The sequence below is a fragment of the Pollutimonas nitritireducens genome (assembly GCF_002849615.1).
Classification (GTDB): domain Bacteria; phylum Pseudomonadota; class Gammaproteobacteria; order Burkholderiales; family Burkholderiaceae_B; genus Pollutimonas; species Pollutimonas nitritireducens.
In genome coordinates this window covers 1-17,308 of record NZ_PDNV01000012.1, presented here as the reverse complement: position 1 = coordinate 17,308, position 17,308 = coordinate 1, and the positions used below count along the sequence as shown (strand labels likewise).

The window sequence follows — 17,308 nt, the reverse complement described above, 5'->3', positions numbered from 1 at the left end:
GCTTACCCCCGAAGCCGACTAATTACCGCCGCGGCAGGCTGTGCAAGAGCAGGAACGGCGGGTTGGCTCTGCGCACCAGAGGATTCGGGTGTTGCCGGCGCGGCCGGTGCTGCCGGCTCTGGCGACTGAGGCGCGACAGAGGAATCCGGCGCCGACCCTGTTCCTGGCGCTTCCGTAGGCTCGGGCGCCGACTGTGCCTCGGGCTTGATCGACGGCTGGTCGGTTCCAGCTTCTTCTGGAGCGACCGGCACGGCGGTTTCATCAGCAGACGGTATGGCACCGTCCCGAGCCGATTTAGCACTGGCGTCCCGAAGTGTCTGCACGGCCTGCAGACTATTAGTGACGGTGGGAAGCTTCAGCTCGATGGACGTATCGGCCATCTGACGCGCCAATTTGAGGGCTTGCCGCGCGGACTGCGATTTTGGATCGTAGCGGCTTTCAATGGCCTTGACCAGCGCATCGGTTTCGGATTCCCACACTTTCGGCTGGCGCATCATAAGTGCCAATTGCGCCGTCATGATGCGCAAGCGCAGATTCTCACGAAAGCGTGTTGCCTGATCCGGCGACATCAACAGAGCGACAGGATCATCCACCCTCCGCACGGCGATGAATTGACCGAGATCCTGGCGCACTGACGTCCACGCGTTGCGCGACCAGTCCTCTAGCGTGGCCAGCGATTTTTGCCACCACGGTGCATTGGAGTCAACATTGCCACCGCTGTTGGCCGAAGCCTGCGGCGCATCCGCTTTTTCCGCGCCAACCACATCGGGCGACGCGTCATCGGGGACGAGCAATGGTGCTTCGCTGACGAGTGCACTCAGTTCATCGAGCTGGGTGGACAACAGCGCAACATCCACGGTTGAGGCGGCACGCAGGCGATCGAGGTCGCCATTGATGGTTTGCAGCAACGAAGCCAGTCCGGGCCGATTGGCCCTCGCCAATTGTGCTTGTGCGGTTTCAAGAGAGATGACGGCGTTTGCAACGTTCCCGCTCAACTGCAGCTGCTGTTGAGCGATAGTAAGCAGGTGGTCGATATCGTTGATCAGGACCAGGTCGGAGCCGCTGTCGGTAAGCGTGCGGAACGCCTGCTCCAGGCTTTCGACCTGTTCACGCGATTCCTCGAGCGAGCTACGCAGGGTATCGAGCTGCGAGGTCTGCTCCTGCAGCATGGACAGAGCTTGCTGCGCCTGCCCAGCGGCCTGGCCGGCCATGCTGGTGCTGCGTTCCACTTGCGCGGCCAGATCTGCGGAGGAAAGGCGGAACTGCTTCTGCTGATACCAAAAGGCGGCACCGAGCGCCACGGCAATGATCAACAGGATGATGAATGCCGGCAAAAGGAAAGGGCGGGACCTTTTAACGGGCGATGCCTTTTTGGCCGAGGCAGTGGTGGCTGGACCAGGGGTAGCCGAAGCGCTTGAAGTGGAGGCCTGGGCTGCTTGCGGGATCTCGGGTTTTTTATCAGTCATGGCCAGATTGTAATCCTTGGAGTATTTCTTAACGCGACGCCATCTGGCCGATGGCCAGAAATATCGAGTCGTCACTCGGTGAGCATACTTTTACCACCGGCGGTTCGTCATTGCCAGTACCACCAAGCACGGATTGTAATCGGCTGGCGATGCGTTCATGTATCGCTACGAAACAGGATTTGCGCCATGCGGTCTCCAGGCCCAAACGACACATATTGGCATGTATGGCGTCAACGCTTTCACTGCTGGTCAACAGGAATACACATGATTCCGGTATCACAAGCGCTTGGGACAATTCGGCAGCCTGGCCGGCATTCCACAAAGCCGGTTCACGGCGGTACAAAGCCAATCGATCGACCTTGATGCCAACGCGTTCGCATTGCTCGCCGAACCATAGCCGTCCCGACTCGCCTCTTACGATCAATACTTTGCGGATCGTGGAGAGTCGGGTTCCCAGACAACGCCATAACGCTTCCGAGTCGTGGCTTTCGCTGTCGAGATCGGGGTGCACGATCTGTGCATTCGGGATACCGAGGGAATCGTAAAGAGGTTGTGCGCTGGATCTGCCGACGGTAGCGGCTAGTGTCCGCCGCGGCCAGGCCTGGCCGGCGGATTGGTCAGCCAGCAGATCGAGATAAAGCCTGGCCGCATTGCGGCTTACGAACATAACCAGATCATAGTCGCCGGGATCCGGTACGCGGTCGCCCCGTTGCAGCAACGGGCGGATCATCAGGGCGGGGAGCGAGAGCGGCCGCCATCCGGCGGCCAGCGACCGTGCCGTCAGTGCCTGGTTCCTGCCGTCCGGCCGTGTCAATACAACGTTGACTGTCATGATAGCTTGAGCCGGAAAAAGGCCGCCACGTATCAGGAGGCCGTGTCCGCAGACAAGAGTCGGGACAGGATTTCTTGTGCACCTTTTTGCATAAGTTCCTGGGCGGCTTGCTCGCCCAGCTGCACTGCTGATGCGATCGGGCCGTGGACATGGGACCGTACAATGTGCGAGCCGTCAGGTTCGGCAACCAACGCATCGAGGTGCAGCACACCGCCGTCCAGTCTGGCGAAGGCTGCCAGCGGTACCTGGCACGACCCGCCCAGAACGCGCGACACCGTCCGCTCGGCCAGCGCGCACGCTGTCGTATCCGGGCAGGCCAATGGCGCCAGCCAAAGACGCATGTCATCCCGATTTTCGAGGATTTCAATACCTAACGCACCCTGGCCCGCGGCGGGCAAACTTTGCTCGACCGGCAAACAGCTTCGAATACGAGATTCGAGCCCAAGCCGCTTCAGGCCCACGGCAGCCAAGATGATGGCCGCGTAGTCGCCGCGATCGAGTTTGCCCAGGCGCGTATCAAGGTTGCCTCGCAGCGCCTGTATCTTGAGCTGAGGAAACTGCTGGCGGATTTGCGATTCCCGGCGCAGGCTGGAAGTGCCTACAACGGCACCGGGCGGCATGCTGTCCAGGGTATCGTAGTCGTTGGAAACGAACGCATCGCGGGGATCGTCGCGTTCGAGTATGACAGGCAGGGCGAAGGGGCTCTGCATGTCGACCGGGACATCTTTCAGGGAATGAACAGCCAGGTCGGCGCGGCCGTCGAGCAGAGCAGTTTCCAGCTCTTTGACGAACAGACCTTTTCCGCCGATTTTTGATAGTGTGCGATCGAGGATCTGGTCTCCACGGGTGGTCATGGTCAGCAATGTGACCTGGCACTCTGGATAAACAGCCTGCAAACGATCGCGCACGTGTTCGGCTTGCCATAAGGCCAGCCGGCTGGCGCGCGTCGCGATGACCAGCGTAGCGGGGACAGGAACCATGCCTTAGCCTGCCAACTGTGTGAATACGATGGTCAGGATAATGCCGATAATCGCCAGGATGAATAATCCTTGAAGCAGGCTCAAGCCAGATTCATCGGGCTTCTTGCGCCCGGAAGATTTAAACAGACCCATTTACATTTTCCTTGGGAGCGCCTTTGCGGCTGGCGATCCATTTACCGATGAGCACCACAAGCACGGCGCCAATGACTTCGGCCGCCAGCTTGATTGTACCGGGAAGCACACCGCCCCATTGATCTTGAATGAAAATGTCGGTGACGATCATGCCGCCGGCAATCCAACCCAGCAAGGCCGCGCCCAGTGTGACCACCAAAGGAAAACGGTCGATAAGCTTGAGGACAATCGTGCTGCCCCAGATGATGATGGGCACGCTGACCAGCAGACCGAAGATCACATAGCCCAACTGGTGATCAGGAATGGTGTTTTGTGCCGCGCCGGCGATGGCGATGACGTTATCCAGACTCATGACAAAGTCGGCAATGATGATGGTCTTGACTGCTGCCCAGATTGAAGCGTTGGCCTTGATATTTTCGTGATGTCCTTCCTCTGGAACCAGCAGCTTGATACCGATCCACAGCAATAGCAGGCCACCCACGATCTTGAGGAATGGAATTGCCAGCAATGTGAGCGCGAAGGCAATCAGCACGATGCGCAGGATGATGGCGCCGGCCGTTCCCCAGAGAATGCCCTGGACACGTTGCTTGGGACCCAGATTGCGACACGCCAGCGCTATGACCACGGCATTGTCGCCCCCTAACAATATATCGATCATTACAATCTGAAAAAGCGCACCCCAATGCAGCGTGTCGATAAACTCTAGCATGTGTATTCCTGTGTGATCTTGAAAAGCGATAAAAAGCCCCGGCTAAGTCTGTACCGAGGCAAAACATAACGAGCCATTGTAAATCAGCTTTGAAAGCTGCTTGTACTTGTCCAAAAAAAAAGCCCGCGCTAACTGTGAAAGCAGCACGAGCCTTTCTACCGGCAGATACTTCTACAGCACGGATTTGAGCAATTTGCCCATTTCCGAAGGATCGCGCGTAGTGCGGATACCGCAAGCTTCCATGATTTCGAGCTTGGCATCAGCCGTATCGGCTCCACCGGAAATCAGCGCGCCGGCGTGGCCCATGCGTTTGCCTGCAGGAGCGGTGACGCCAGCAATAAAACCTACAACCGGCTTGGTCATGTTGTCTTTAGCCCATTCGGCCGCATTGACTTCATCAGGTCCGCCGATCTCGCCGATCATGACGACGGCATCCGTGTCGGGATCGTCGTTGAACAATTTGAGGATATCAATATGCTTCAGACCGTTGATTGGATCGCCACCAATACCCACGGCGGTGGATTGGCCCAGCCCCAGCTCGGTCAATTGTGCGACGGCTTCATAGGTCAGCGTGCCTGAACGACTGACTACGCCAATACGGCCCTTGCGGGAAATATGACCGGGCATGATACCGATCTTCAGTTCGTCGGGCGTGATGAGACCGGGACAATTGGGTCCTAGCACAAGGGCAGTCTTGTTCTGGTCGCGCATGCGATTGCGCAGCTCAAGCATGTCGCGTACGGGGATGCCTTCGGTGATGCAGATGACGAGGTCCAGGTCGGCGTCGACCGCTTCCCAGATAGCGGCTGCAGCACCGGCCGGCGGAACGTAGATGACCGACACCGTGGCGCCGGTTGCGGCCTTGGCATCTTTGACGGAACCGAAAATGGGCACACCTTCGAAGTTCTCGCCGGCCTTCTTGGGATGCACGCCTGCTACGAACGCCGCCTTACCGTTGGCGTACTCGCGGCACATGTGGGTATGGAACTGACCGGTCTTGCCGGTAATTCCTTGGGTAATGACTTTAGTGTCTTTGTTGATCAAAATCGACATTTACAGATCCTCGGCAGTATTCTTATTTCGCGGCGGCTACGACTTTAGTCGCGGCTTCGGCCATGGTATCAGCGCTGATAATAGGCAGGCCCGACTCGGCCAGCAATTTCTTGCCTAGCTCTTCATTGGTGCCCTTCATGCGCACCACCAGAGGCACGCTAAGATTAACGGCCTTGCAAGCGGCGATGACGCCTTCGGCAATGACATCGCAACGCATGATGCCGCCGAAAATGTTCACCAGAATAGCCTTGACACCTTCGTTCTTGAGCATGATCTTGAATGCTTCGGTCACTTTCTCGGCCGTTGCACCACCGCCCACGTCCAGGAAGTTGGCGGGCTCGCCGCCGAACAGCTTGATCGTATCCATGGTCGCCATGGCGAGGCCTGCGCCATTGACCAGGCAGCCGATGTTGCCGTCGAGCTGGATATAGGCCAGATCGAACTTGCTGGCTTCGATTTCAGCAGGGTCTTCCTCGGCCAGATCGCGGTACTCGACGATTTCGGGATGACGGTACAAGGCGTTGGAGTCAAAGTTGAACTTTGCGTCCAGTGCGATAATATCGCCGGAGTTGGTAAGAATCAGCGGATTGATTTCTGCGAGCGACGCATCTGTGTCCCAGTAGGCTTTGTAAAGCTTCTGGAATTCAACGGCCGCCTTTTCCACAGACCCTTCGGGTACGCCAATGCCGCGCGCCAGGTCCGCCGCTTCTTTGTCGGTGAGCCCGGTCTTGGGATCGACGAATACCTTCAGGATTTTCTCGGGTGTCTTTTCAGCGACTTCCTCGACGTCCATCCCGCCTTCGCTCGAAGCCATCACGCAAACGCGTTGCGTGCCGCGATCGGTGACAATTCCAACGTAATATTCTTTCTTGATGTCGGCGCCTTCTTCAATAAGAAGACGTCCCACCTTTTGACCTTCGGGCCCGGTCTGGTGTGTAATCAGCTGCATGCCCAGGATTTCGGAAGCCAATTGGCGAACTTCGTCAATGGAACGCCCCAGCTTCACACCGCCGCCCTTCCCACGGCCACCTGCATGAATCTGCGCCTTCACCACCCATACGGGTCCGCCCAGCTTCTCGGCTGCAGCGACGGCTTCTTCGACGGAGAAAGCTGGAATTCCGCGGGGGACGGTAACGCCAAACTTCCTCAGCAGTTCCTTGCCTTGATACTCGTGAATTTTCATTTATTACCTGTCAGAACGTAAAGAATTGGAAAAAGAACGCGTGCGCCAGTGGGCGTGGTACTTAGCCGCCCTATGGGATATGCCTATTCGCACTTTGTCTCGACTTTCGGGGATTTATACCACTGGGGATAAAACTCTTTTGCAATCGGACCATCCAGCCTCAGGGCATGGCAACCTTCCAGCTGGAACGGACGCTTCTGTTGCTTGCCCGGCGCCGACTGCTCTTGACGCCGCTTATTGGCCATGGTTTGAATCGCGACCGTGGGCAGGAGATACGAGAGTTCCGTCATGTGGCTGCAACCTGCCGTTCGGCCAAAACGGTCTTTGACCATCTGGCGGAAGTTACGCAGCAGATTCATTCCCACCAGCGAGCGGTAGTCAGGCGCAATGGCACTGCAGTTCTCGTTGTATGGGGCGGCGTCATAATCGGCGACAGCGTCCGTGACCTGGAACTGGTCGTCAATCGTGACGCGAAGGTGCATGTGATGGATAGGGTCGCCGGCGCTGTGTATTGTGGCGCCGTCCCTTAGTGGGAAATCGTAAGCCTTGACGTCGATGAGTTCGGCTTCGAGATCCCACTGGCCGTCCTCCCGGGCAAACGAATTCACGCGTATGGAACGCGTGTGCAAAGGTTCGCGGGCAATTTTGGAAGGAGGTAGGGGCATCTACAAAAAAGAATATAGCGGTAAACCCTCTAAGTATAGCGCAGTGCCCGGGCGGCTCCGACCATCTTGACCAAAGCCGCCTCCGTCTCAGCCCAGCCGCGGGTTTTCAGGCCGCAGTCGGGGTTGACCCATAATCGCTGGGGCTGCAATCGTTTCGCAGCCTTTTGCATAAGGGCGATCATCCATTGGATATCAGGCACATTGGGTGAGTGGATATCGTAAACCCCGGGTCCTATATCGTTGGGATACTGGAAGTCTTCGAATGCCGCCAATAGCTCCATATTGGAGCGCGAGGTCTCGATGGTGATGACGTCCGCGTCCATGGCGGCAATCGCTTCGATGATGTCATTGAATTCCGAATAGCACATATGCGTGTGTATTTGTGTTTCTTCCCTGACACCACTGGTCGACAGACGGAAACAATCGACGGCCCAATCCAAATAGCGATTCCAGTCGGCTCGGCGCAATGGCAGGCCCTCGCGAAAAGCGGGCTCGTCAATCTGAATGACGGCAATACCTGCCGCTTCCAGGTCGATCACTTCCTGGCGCAAGGCCAGCGCCAACTGACGGCACGTTTCCTCACGCGGCTGGTCATCGCGCACGAATGACCATTGCAGGATGGTCACCGGTCCCGTCAACATGCCTTTCACCGGCTTTTCGGTAAGCGATTGCGCATAGGCTGACCAAGCCACGGTCATGGGTGCAGGCCGGGCGATATCGCCATAAATAATCGGCGGCTTTACGCAACGCGAACCGTAACTCTGAACCCAGCCGCTCTGCGTGAACGCGAATCCGCCCAACAGCTCGCCGAAATATTCCACCATGTCGTTACGCTCCGCCTCGCCATGCACCAGCACGTCCAGTCCTATCCTCTCCTGGAATCGTATGACGTGCTCGATTTCCTTGCGCATCGCCGTCTGATAGGCCGAGTCACTCAATGCACCGCTTTTCCAGTCCCGACGCGACACCCGGATTTCAGGTGTCTGGGGAAACGAGCCTATGGTGGTGGTCGGGTAGGCCGGCAAACCCAACTTGTCCTGCTGTCGCCGAATACGCTGTACGAATGGTGTCCGATTGCGATCCAGGGAGTTCGAGGCGGCCAGCGCTTTCTGCGTAACACTGTTACGGATGCGACCTGAGTCCTGCCTGGCCTTCAAAGCAAGGCGTTGACGCTGCAATGCATCTTGCGTCGCGACAGAGGGGGCCAACGATAACGAATCGGCGAGCCACGCCAATTCATCGAGCTTCTGTGTTGCAAACGATAGCCAGCCGCGCAGTTCGGCATCGAGCTCGTTTTCGGCATCAAGATCGACTGGCACATGCAGCAATGAGCACGATGGCGCCAGCCACAGTCGATCGCCTCGGCGGACGGCCAGTGTTTCCACGAGCGCACGCGCCTTGTCCAGGTCAGTCCGCCAGACATTCCGGCCATCGATCACGCCCAACGACAACACTTGCTCGTCGCTTATCACAGCCAGAACGTCGTTGAGCTGATTCGGTGCCCGCACCAGATCGATATGCACGCCCTGCACCGGCAAGCCATCAAGGACATCGACATTATCCTGCAAATGTTCAAAATACGTGGCAAGCAATATAGGGATGCCTGCGTGCTCAAGTTCATCGTATACGCCCTTGAACGCTGCTCTCCATGCCGGCGACAAGTCCAGACCGAGGATGGGCTCGTCAATCTGCACCCATTCCACGCCCAATGCCTTGATTTGTTCCAGTACCTGCCGGTAGACGGGCACCAGGTTATTCAACAGTTCCAGCTTGGCGGGGTCGTTCGGGCCGTGGGGAAATGCGTCGCCTTTGCCGAGCCACAACCAGGTCAGCGGCCCTGGAATCACCGGCTTCGCACGGTATCCCAGTGCCTGCGCCTCTTCGATCTGATCGAACAAATAACGGCGGGCGATGCGGTAAGTCTGATTCGGCACAAGTTCGGGCACGAGGTAATGATAATTAGTGTCGAACCATTTGGTCATTTCGCAGGCGGCAGCCGGGGTGCCTGTGGGCGCGCGCCCGCGCGCCATTCTGAACAAGGTGTCCAGCGCCACGTCTTCATGATCTGACTGGGCGAAGCGTGCAGGAACCGCGCCCAGCAAGGTGGTCCACTCTAGTACATGGTCATACCAGGCAAAGTCGCCGACGGGCACGAAATCCAGTCCTGATGCGGCCTGCAGTTTCCAGTGGCGCGCACGCAAATCCCGACCAGTGCCCTCGAGATCCTGCGCGGTTCGTGTGCCGGACCAATAGGCTTCAAGCGCCTTCTTGAGTTCGCGCTGGACCCCGATACGGGGAAAACCTAGATTATGAGTAATTGTCATGTTAATTCTTTACAATATGAGGAATTTATCAAGTCGTTCATTGTGCTCCCGCAACGCAATGAATCAAAATCAAATACACCATACTTAACATGAATAGATCTCATACTAAGGCAAACCGTCATGCTGCTTGAAATACGCCATATGGAAACACTCAGCGCTATCCGCGATTCCGGTAGCCTGCAAGATGCCGCCGAACGCCTCCATGTCACCCAGTCCGCCCTTTCGCACCAACTTCGCGACCTCGAAGTTCGTCTGAAGACTCCGTTGCTGAACCGCCGCACGCGGCCGGCGCGACTCACGACGGCGGCATTGCGTATTCTTGCCCTGGCCGATGAAGTATTGCCTCGTGTGAAGAATACCGAGCGCGAGCTGCAGCGACTGGCTGCCGGACGTACCGGCCGGCTCCACCTTGCTATCGATTGCCACTCGTGTTTTCAATGGCTCATGCCCGCCCTGGACGCATTCCGGCAAGACTGGCCGGATGTCGCGCTGGACCTGTCGGCGGCATTTTCGTTCGCCCCGCTGCCGGCATTGCTGCGTGGCGACCTGGATGTCGTTATCACTTCCGATCCCCAAGATACCGAGGCGGTGGAGTACGTTCCGCTCTTCAGTTACGAACTGGTATTGGCCGTGGCGGCGGGCAACCCTTTGTCGAACCATAAATACATAGAGCCCCATCAGCTCTCCGATCAGGTATTGATTACTTACCCGGTTGAGCGACAACGCCTGGATGTGTTTACGGTGTTTCTTGACCCTGCTGGCGTGGAGCCAACTGCCATCCGCAAGGCCGAACTTACCCCCGTAATTGCCCAACTGGTCGCGAGTCAACGAGGCGTAGCCGCCCTGCCCAATTGGGCACTCACCGAATATTTATCACAGCCATGGCTGCGCGTGTGTCGCCTGGGAGAAAAAGGGGTCTGGCGCACCTTGTATGCGGCATTGCGCAGCGAGGATATGCAGGCCGACTATCTTCAAGCCTTCCTCGCCCAAGCGCGCGACACCTGTTTCAAGACATTGACTGGAATAAAAGCCGTGCGTTGATCAGTAGACGGCACAGGTTCGACCGCGCCAACAACGGGCCTGGCGGCTGACGATGCATCAATTACTGATCGGGCAGGTCACCCAGGATACGACGCAGGCATTCGGGAGAAAAACCGCGCGAGGCCAGAAAGCGAAACTGCCTGGCGTATGCCTTGGCATCTTCGGGAGCTTGTCCGAATTTCTTTTCCCAGACGCTTCGAGCACGATCGACTTCAGTGTGGCGCAACTGCAGTTGAAGATCTGAGACGGTTTCATCGGCCAGACCATGCTGGCGAAGTTCCTGGACAATAAGCCCGGTACCTTTGGTAGGTGCCCGCCTATGGACCAGGTTGTGTGCAAAACGCTGATTAGAAAGCCAGTTCTCGCGTTCAAGGTCGTTTAATAACTGATCGAGTTCCTGAGGGCTTTCGGCGTGCGGAGCGAGTTTACGCTGCAATTCAAGACGCGAGTTCTCGCGCCTTGAAAGTATGGCAATCGCACGTGCTTTAAGACTAGGCCCCTTTTTTTTGACCCTGGCGGTTTCCGCAACTGCGTGAGACAGTGTTTCGAAATCGTCGTCAGAGCGCATGACTGGCCTTGAGGATTAGTCGACAGGATCTTCTTCGGGTGCCAGCGGCGCTACGGCTTTGGCTACGGTGGAAGCCGCCTGCGCGATGACACCGGATTGCTCGCGCACCCGGTTTTCGATTTCGAACGCCATATCGGGGTGCTCTTTGAGGTATTCGCGCACGTTGTCCTTACCCTGCCCTATGCGCGTTCCGTTATAGCTGAACCATGCACCAGCCTTGTCTACAATGCCCGCCTGTACGCCAAGGTCGATGATTTCGCCCTCGCGCGAGATTCCTGCACCGTACATGATGTCGAATTCAGCCTGCTTGAACGGCGGTGCGACCTTGTTCTTGACCACCTTGACACGGGTTTCGTTGCCGACGACCTCGTCGCCCTTCTTGATGGCGCCGATGCGGCGGATGTCGAGCCGGACTGATGCGTAGAACTTCAGTGCGTTACCGCCGGTGGTTGTTTCGGGATTGCCGAACATGACACCTATTTTCATACGAATCTGGTTAATAAAGATAACCATGCAGTTGGCGCGCTTGATGTTGGCGGTCAATTTGCGCAAGGCCTGGCTCATGAGGCGGGCCTGCAAGCCTGGCAGGGAATCGCCCATATCGCCTTCGATTTCGGCCTTGGGCACCAGCGCGGCGACCGAGTCGATGACGATGAGGTCGACCGAGCCCGAGCGTACGAGGGCGTCGGTGATTTCCAGAGCTTGCTCGCCGGTATCGGGCTGGGAGATGAGCAAATCGTTCAGATTTACGCCCAATTTGGAGGCGTACTGGACATCGAGTGCATGTTCGGCATCAATAAATGCGCAAGTGCCTCCGATTTTTTGCATTTCGGCAATGACTTGCAGCGTAAGGGTAGTTTTACCCGAGGATTCCGGACCGTAGACTTCAATGACGCGACCGCGTGGCAAGCCGCCAACACCCAGAGCGATATCCAGGCCAAGGGAACCTGTGGAGCAAACCAGTATGTCGTGTTCCACTTTGTCGTCGCCATAGCGCATTACCGAACCCTTGCCGAATTGCTTTTCGATTTGGGATAAGGCGGCAGAGAGTGCTTTGGCGCGATCGGTCGCGGCTTTGCTGTTTTTGTCGTCCATGTAGGATCCTTGACTTGAAGCGAATGGTTGAAAGCGTAGTAACGCGGCAATTGAAGCGATAGGAATTATTGCATCAAATTGTACTGTATAAATAAACAGATATCCAGCCCGACCGATCGTAATCCCTGACTATCCGTCCCCAATGACGCATGTCAAACTAAGAACACCTTTCCACATCAAGCTGCAGCCCCATTGACATGCGCATTTTAATCGCCGAAGACGACAGTATTCTTGCGGACGGACTTTCGCGTTCCCTACGCTACGACGGTTATGCTGTAAATGTAGTGGCAGATGGCTCAAGTGCTGATTCCGCTTTGCAACTGCAAAGCTTCGACCTGCTGACCTCCGATCCCGATTCACCGGTCATGTCAGGCCTGGCGATTCTACGTCAGCTGCGTCAACGCCATACTCCGCTGCCGTTTCTCATTTTACCTGCGTCCGATACTTTGAACAGATGTGGAGGGCCCGGATATGAGCGACAAAGACGCGCGTATCCATTATGCGTCCATGACGCGTTCCTGCCTATCTGAAACGGCCGGTTTGGGGGTTCCTGCCGCCCGTGGCATTTGCTGTGGTCGCCGCCACCGTCAGCATTTACGACGGCCGCGGTCTTTTTGTTCGACGGCGTTTCGATTCAGCACTGTGTCAGCCTAGAGGTCTACAATTTAGCGGATGGAAAGGAGTTCAACGTCTGTTGTCGGGCGTCTGATCCCCCGGTTCGACGACACGGGAAATCCTTTCTGTCGCCTATGTTGCGCGCCCCGCAATTTTTATCAGCGCAACATCAGGTGTGCTCTCCAATGGCCCGGTGCTACGGCACTTCGGGCCATTTTTTTGTAACGTTTCCTGACCTACCACCTTTGCGTCCCCAAAATAATGCACCGGCAAAAACGGCTTACAATCGTCGCTCGTTACTCTTTACAGGCCGACGCTCGCGACTGACGCGAACCTGCCTCGGCCGCAACTCGAGAAGACATCAAAAACATGTGGTTCAAGAATCTCAGGATATTCCGTCTGTCCCCCTCATGGTCCTGCACCGCGGATACGCTGGAAGCAGCCATTGAGAAACAGGCCTTCAAGCCTGGCGGCAGCCAGGAAATGCAAAGTTTGGGTTGGGTACGGCCCAGCGAAAATAGTGGGTTGGTCCATGAAGTGAACGGACAATTTCTGCTCAGCCTACGTGCCGAAAAGAAATTGTTGCCATCCACCGTTATCAACCAGGTGGCAAAGGCCAAAGCGCAAGATATCGAAGAACAACAGGGTTTCAAACCCGGCCGCAAACAGATGAAAGACATCAAGGAGCAAGTAACTGTCGAACTGCTTCCCAAGGCTTTCAGCATCTACCGCGACACGCGGGTCTGGATGGACACCCGCAATCACTGGCTGGTCATCGATGCGGCAGCGGCAGCCAAAAGCGACGAGGTGCTTGGCATGCTGGCAAAAGCAATTGAATCATTCCCGATCGCTCCGCTATTTGTAGAACAATCACCTGCGGCGGCAATGACTAACTGGCTGATCACCGATGAACCGCCATCCGGGTTCAGCATAGACCAAGACACGGAACTCAAGTCCACCAACGAAAATGGTTCCGCCATCCGCTATGTGCGTCAGAGCATCGAAATCGACGATGTGCGCAAGCATGTCCAGGCCGGCAAACAATGTACGCGCCTGGCCCTGACCTGGGCCGACCGGGTATCGTTCACGTTGACCGAAGGCCTGGACATCAAGCGGGTCAATCCTTTGGATGTTCTCAAGGAAGGCCAGGACGGCTCCGCCCACAATGACGCCGAACAATTCGATTCCGACTTCACCCTGATGACTGGCGAATTATCCCGCATGGTTACGGAGTTGGTAGAAGCCCTGGGCGGCGAGCGAAAATAGACGTCACACTCGAACGAGGTATCCAGGCCACAAGTATAAGCCTGGATACGATCACTGCCAGCACTCAATCCATATCGTGCAAGATGCTGTCGTCCGGCCCGATATGCGACGGCGGACTCCAGGTGACGTCACGCAGCGAATGCTGCACTAAGCCTTCCACGCCCAGAAGCACCGCAAAAATGGCCATGCGCACCGGTATGCCGTTATCGGTTTGCCTGAAAATGGCCAGGCGCGTATCGTGATTCAGGTCCACACTCAGGTCATGGGCGCCTTCGCGGCTGTCGCGAGGCAGCGGATGCATGACGATAACATCGGGGCCGCAACACTTGTCGACAATCGCCTTGTTCACCTGAAAGTCGGGTGTATAGCCTTCAATCTCTTCCGCCGCGAAACGCTCTTTCTGCACCCGGGTAGCGTAGATTACGTCGGCGCCAACCAGCCCTTCTTCCAAAGAACTGCTTTGAACGATGGTGTGGCCTTGCTTGCCGGTTTCTTCCAGCAAGTAGTCAGGCATCTCAAGCCCGCGCGGAGCGATAAGTGTGAATTTAAGTCCGCGATACAGCGCGAGCAGCTTGATTAGTGAATGCACGGTACGACCATATTTCAGGTCTCCAACCAGCGCTATGTGCGCACCATCCAGCAATTTTCCCAAGCGTGAGAATTCGGTCAGTATCGTGTACAAATCCAGCAAGGCCTGGCTGGGATGTTCTCCCGGGCCGTCGCCGCCGTTAACCACCGGTATATTCGTCGCCTGTGCAAACTCGGCAACAGAACCCTTTTCCGGATGCCGTATCACCATGGCGTCGACGTAACCGCTCATGACGCGACTTGTGTCGTAGATGGACTCGCCCTTGGCCATGGAGGAAAAGGTGAATCCAGTGGTGTCACACACCGAACCGCCTAGCCGGCAAAACGCCGCGCCAAAGCTTACCCTCGTGCGAGTACTGGCTTCGAAGAAAAGATTCCCAAGAACCGCGCCTTCCAGCACGCGAGACACTTTTTGACGTCGTGCGATAGGCTGCATCTGGTCGGCAATACGGAATAAATCCTCCACCGACTCACGCGTGAATTGGTCTACGGACAGTAACTGATGCTTGCCGTGGTAAGCGATCCGATCACGCAACGGGCCCGACTGTGCGCTCTGCGCATACTTTTGTAGCAAACCTTCATTCTGCACGATCTCGGTCACAAAACGGGATACTACCTCAGGCATCGTACGGAATTCCTGAGACCCCTCCGGAAGCAGCCATGTATCGAGCGCCCGGCGCTTGACGCCAATCCTTGCGGCAAAAACGTCGCGGGTCAGATTTAAGCGGCGCATTGAATCGCGAAGAAACACTTGCTGCGAAACGGTCATGACAGTATCCTGAATTTATATACGCAAAGCGTATATTTTATTTAGACTACATGCTATTGACGAGCACTGATTCACTATAAAAACTAAAAAAACAACAGATGGCGCCAAACCGGGCAGCTCAATAGATGAATCGGATCGCTCTATTACTCGTACTCGTGTGCACATCGGCTTCGCCGGCCGATTGGTCGAGAGGTTCGCCATATTCATCTTGCATGGATAATGTCTGTTCCGCGTTCAGGTAAGCCAGGTGACCCACCCCGAGCGTAATCCAGCATCCGGCAACAAAGGCAAGTAGACTTAGCGTGTACGCAATCATGGTGCAGGATAGCGGGATCCAATGCGATCGACGCACACGCCCGGTTATCGACTGATTAATCAAACTCGCCTGTGCCGGATACGTCCACAGCAGCCCCAGCGCCGACAAGACAAGGCCGCCAAGGAAAGCGCCCAGGGGTAGCCTCAACCACTGCGGTGCGAGATTGATCTCTATGACACCAAGGCCGAAGAAAAGCATTGCGACCACACCGAGCCCGTTGATCCATGCTAGAAATTTGAAGCCAAGCGCGAGCGACGATGTCAGGGCGGAAACGGTAGGCGGTCGATCGTTCGAAGTGCTGTTCATGTATACCGCCGAAATGGAGCGCGATCGTGGATAAAAAACGGCACCGCCATGGGTGCCGTGTATTCGATGGTTGCTGTACGCTTATACGACGAGCGCACGTAGCGATTACTGCGTACCAGTGCTGCCGGAAGCGCCGCCGGCCGGCATCGACGAGGGTTTTGTGCTGCCCGTGCCAGTGCTGCTTCCAGCGGCATTATCGGGCTGCCCTGCGATGGCACGCGCTGCCGCCGTAGCATTCTCTTCGGTACCCACTACAAATACCAATTGGCCCGAAGTGACGGGAGTGCTATAGCCTGGCGCGGCCATCATGGTGCGCCCGACTACCAGTGCGAGACGCTTATTAGGATTTTGCCTGGTAATGTCGGCAACTTTCTTTTTTCCTGCCTCGTTCAGTTCCAACGCCAGCAGACCTTCACCCTGCTTGTTCGTACCGGCTTGAATACCAGTCAGATCGGCACGCGTAATGACAGGCTGAGGATTGACGTAAAGCGCACCCGACTGCAGGTTAACCGGTGTCCATCCACTTTGCATGGTGGTATCGGCCAGGAATACCGCGACGGGGGCGCCTTGCTGCTGAGCCTGTTGAACGGATTCAGGTTGTGGCGCAGTTACGGCGGGCGACTGACCGGCAGTCGTTGCTGTCTTGTCGGTGGGTACGGATTGGCAGGCGGCCAGGAATATAAGACTGGCTGGTGCAATAAAGCGGCCGAACGTACGAACAGTTTTCATTAAACTTCCCCCAACGATTATTCGATAGAGTAAAAGTTTAACAGCTGAGAGAGTAAAACTAAGTCAATCCCCATCAATATGTGAGCAGGGGTATCGCTTCCGCAGCGATTGCATAAAATGGGCGACCCGGACTGAAGGTCCTGGCGCCGGCTTGCAGTCGAGAAAATATTGTTCGGACTCCTGGTCGCGCATGGCGACATGAATTGTTGCGTCTCCAGTGTGGCACGGTGGTTCGTCATCCAAGTCGGCTTACGCAGATTGGCTCTTATACAAGGACGAAACGCTAAGCACGCTACAGCTGTTTGTGCAATAATTGCGGGCTTATCGATTCGAAGCCTGTAGCAAAACCAGGCGGTCAACCGATACGCCCCTCTAGCTCATGCTTGGTTAGAGCAGCGGACTCATAATCCGTTGGTGCCGTGTTCGACTCACGGGGGGGGCACCAGTATTCATGCGGGTTTCCAAGGATTTGGAAACCCGCTTTTATTTGGCACTGTCAACGAAGTGTCAACGTAGCCAACGGGTTGAGCGTTTTCGCACTTTCGGCTCTTCCCCATTAACGGGGGATGGGCATTCATCAGACACGGTTGATCACACCGTTCCAACCGCATTGAGCCAAGACTCTCATGCGGTAATTCTCAAAGTTCCTGAAGCCATATGCACGGCGTGAG

16 protein-coding genes, 1 tRNA gene and 1 pseudogene are annotated in these 17,308 nt (G+C 56.3%); 4 read left to right on the top strand and 14 right to left on the bottom strand.

What is annotated here, in order from left to right; genetic code table 11:
- Positions 1–2: 2 nt before the first annotated feature.
- The 9 genes from CR155_RS17150 to metE form a co-directional block, all read right to left on the bottom strand.
- A complete protein-coding gene (locus CR155_RS17150; protein WP_102071259.1) occupies positions 3–1,466 on the bottom strand; it encodes a uroporphyrinogen-III C-methyltransferase in 1,464 nt (487 codons plus the stop codon).
- Between the two features lie 28 nt (positions 1,467–1,494).
- Positions 1,495–2,298 (bottom strand): uroporphyrinogen-III synthase, encoded by an 804-nt coding sequence (locus CR155_RS17145; protein ID WP_102071258.1) that lies wholly within the window; start codon positions 2,296–2,298, stop codon positions 1,495–1,497.
- A 32-nt stretch (positions 2,299–2,330) separates the two neighbouring features.
- On the bottom strand, positions 2,331–3,278 hold the full coding sequence (gene hemC / locus CR155_RS17140) for a hydroxymethylbilane synthase (protein ID WP_102071257.1): 948 nt from the start codon (positions 3,276–3,278) through the stop codon (positions 2,331–2,333).
- A gap of 3 nt (positions 3,279–3,281) precedes the next feature.
- A complete protein-coding gene (locus CR155_RS21250; protein WP_255399279.1) occupies positions 3,282–3,410 on the bottom strand; it encodes a hypothetical protein in 129 nt (42 codons plus the stop codon).
- Positions 3,397–4,119: a TerC family protein gene (locus CR155_RS17135; RefSeq protein ID WP_102071256.1), complete on the bottom strand. Its 723-nt coding sequence runs from the start codon at positions 4,117–4,119 to the stop codon at positions 3,397–3,399. Before CR155_RS17135 ends, CR155_RS21250 begins: the two co-directional genes overlap by 14 nt.
- Before the next feature lie 171 nt (positions 4,120–4,290).
- Positions 4,291–5,172: a succinate--CoA ligase subunit alpha gene (gene sucD, locus CR155_RS17130; protein ID WP_102071255.1), complete on the bottom strand. Its 882-nt coding sequence runs from the start codon at positions 5,170–5,172 to the stop codon at positions 4,291–4,293.
- Between the two features lie 22 nt (positions 5,173–5,194).
- Positions 5,195–6,355 (bottom strand): ADP-forming succinate--CoA ligase subunit beta, encoded by a 1,161-nt coding sequence (sucC, locus tag CR155_RS17125; RefSeq protein ID WP_102071254.1) that lies wholly within the window; start codon positions 6,353–6,355, stop codon positions 5,195–5,197.
- An 83-nt stretch (positions 6,356–6,438) separates the two neighbouring features.
- Complete coding sequence (locus CR155_RS17120; protein WP_102071253.1) at positions 6,439–7,020, bottom strand: DUF2889 domain-containing protein; 582 nt, start codon at positions 7,018–7,020, stop codon at positions 6,439–6,441.
- Between the two features lie 29 nt (positions 7,021–7,049).
- A complete protein-coding gene (gene metE, locus CR155_RS17115; protein ID WP_102071252.1) occupies positions 7,050–9,344 on the bottom strand; it encodes a 5-methyltetrahydropteroyltriglutamate--homocysteine S-methyltransferase in 2,295 nt (764 codons plus the stop codon).
- A gap of 123 nt (positions 9,345–9,467) precedes the next feature.
- Here metE and CR155_RS17110 point away from each other — a divergent pair, with 123 nt between their 5' ends.
- Positions 9,468–10,385 carry a LysR family transcriptional regulator gene (locus tag CR155_RS17110; protein WP_102071380.1) on the top strand — a complete coding sequence of 306 codons (918 nt, stop codon included), beginning with the start codon at positions 9,468–9,470 and terminating at the stop codon, positions 10,383–10,385.
- Between the two features lie 61 nt (positions 10,386–10,446).
- On the opposite strand, the gene recX is transcribed toward CR155_RS17110, so the two are convergent.
- Together recX and recA are read right to left on the bottom strand one after the other, a co-directional pair.
- Complete coding sequence (gene recX / locus CR155_RS17105; RefSeq protein ID WP_102071251.1) at positions 10,447–10,953, bottom strand: recombination regulator RecX; 507 nt, start codon at positions 10,951–10,953, stop codon at positions 10,447–10,449.
- 15 nt (positions 10,954–10,968) lie between these two features.
- Positions 10,969–12,048, bottom strand: a complete 1,080-nt coding sequence (gene recA, locus CR155_RS17100; RefSeq protein WP_102071250.1) for a recombinase RecA — start codon at positions 12,046–12,048, stop codon at positions 10,969–10,971.
- A gap of 197 nt (positions 12,049–12,245) precedes the next feature.
- On the opposite strand from recA, the pseudogene CR155_RS17095 reads away from it, so the two are divergent.
- Positions 12,246–12,503: pseudogene (locus CR155_RS17095) on the top strand (response regulator); the annotation flags it as partial.
- 529 nt (positions 12,504–13,032) lie between these two features.
- The gene (locus CR155_RS17090) at positions 13,033–13,929 is read left to right on the top strand and encodes a recombination-associated protein RdgC (protein WP_102071248.1); all 897 of its coding nucleotides are present in this window, start codon (positions 13,033–13,035) and stop codon (positions 13,927–13,929) included.
- A 64-nt stretch (positions 13,930–13,993) separates the two neighbouring features.
- Here CR155_RS17090 and CR155_RS17085 read toward each other — a convergent pair whose 3' ends face one another.
- From CR155_RS17085 to CR155_RS17075, 3 genes are all read right to left on the bottom strand, one after another.
- Positions 13,994–15,286 (bottom strand): aspartate carbamoyltransferase, encoded by a 1,293-nt coding sequence (locus tag CR155_RS17085; RefSeq protein ID WP_102071247.1) that lies wholly within the window; start codon positions 15,284–15,286, stop codon positions 13,994–13,996.
- A gap of 118 nt (positions 15,287–15,404) precedes the next feature.
- Positions 15,405–15,908: a hypothetical protein gene (locus CR155_RS17080; protein WP_102071246.1), complete on the bottom strand. Its 504-nt coding sequence runs from the start codon at positions 15,906–15,908 to the stop codon at positions 15,405–15,407.
- Between the two features lie 105 nt (positions 15,909–16,013).
- Positions 16,014–16,637 (bottom strand): SecDF P1 head subdomain-containing protein, encoded by a 624-nt coding sequence (locus CR155_RS17075; RefSeq protein ID WP_233214393.1) that lies wholly within the window; start codon positions 16,635–16,637, stop codon positions 16,014–16,016.
- A gap of 366 nt (positions 16,638–17,003) precedes the next feature.
- Between CR155_RS17075 and CR155_RS17070 the strand changes: the two genes are divergently transcribed.
- A tRNA-Ile gene (locus CR155_RS17070) sits at positions 17,004–17,082 on the top strand.
- Positions 17,083–17,308 lie beyond the last annotated feature (226 nt).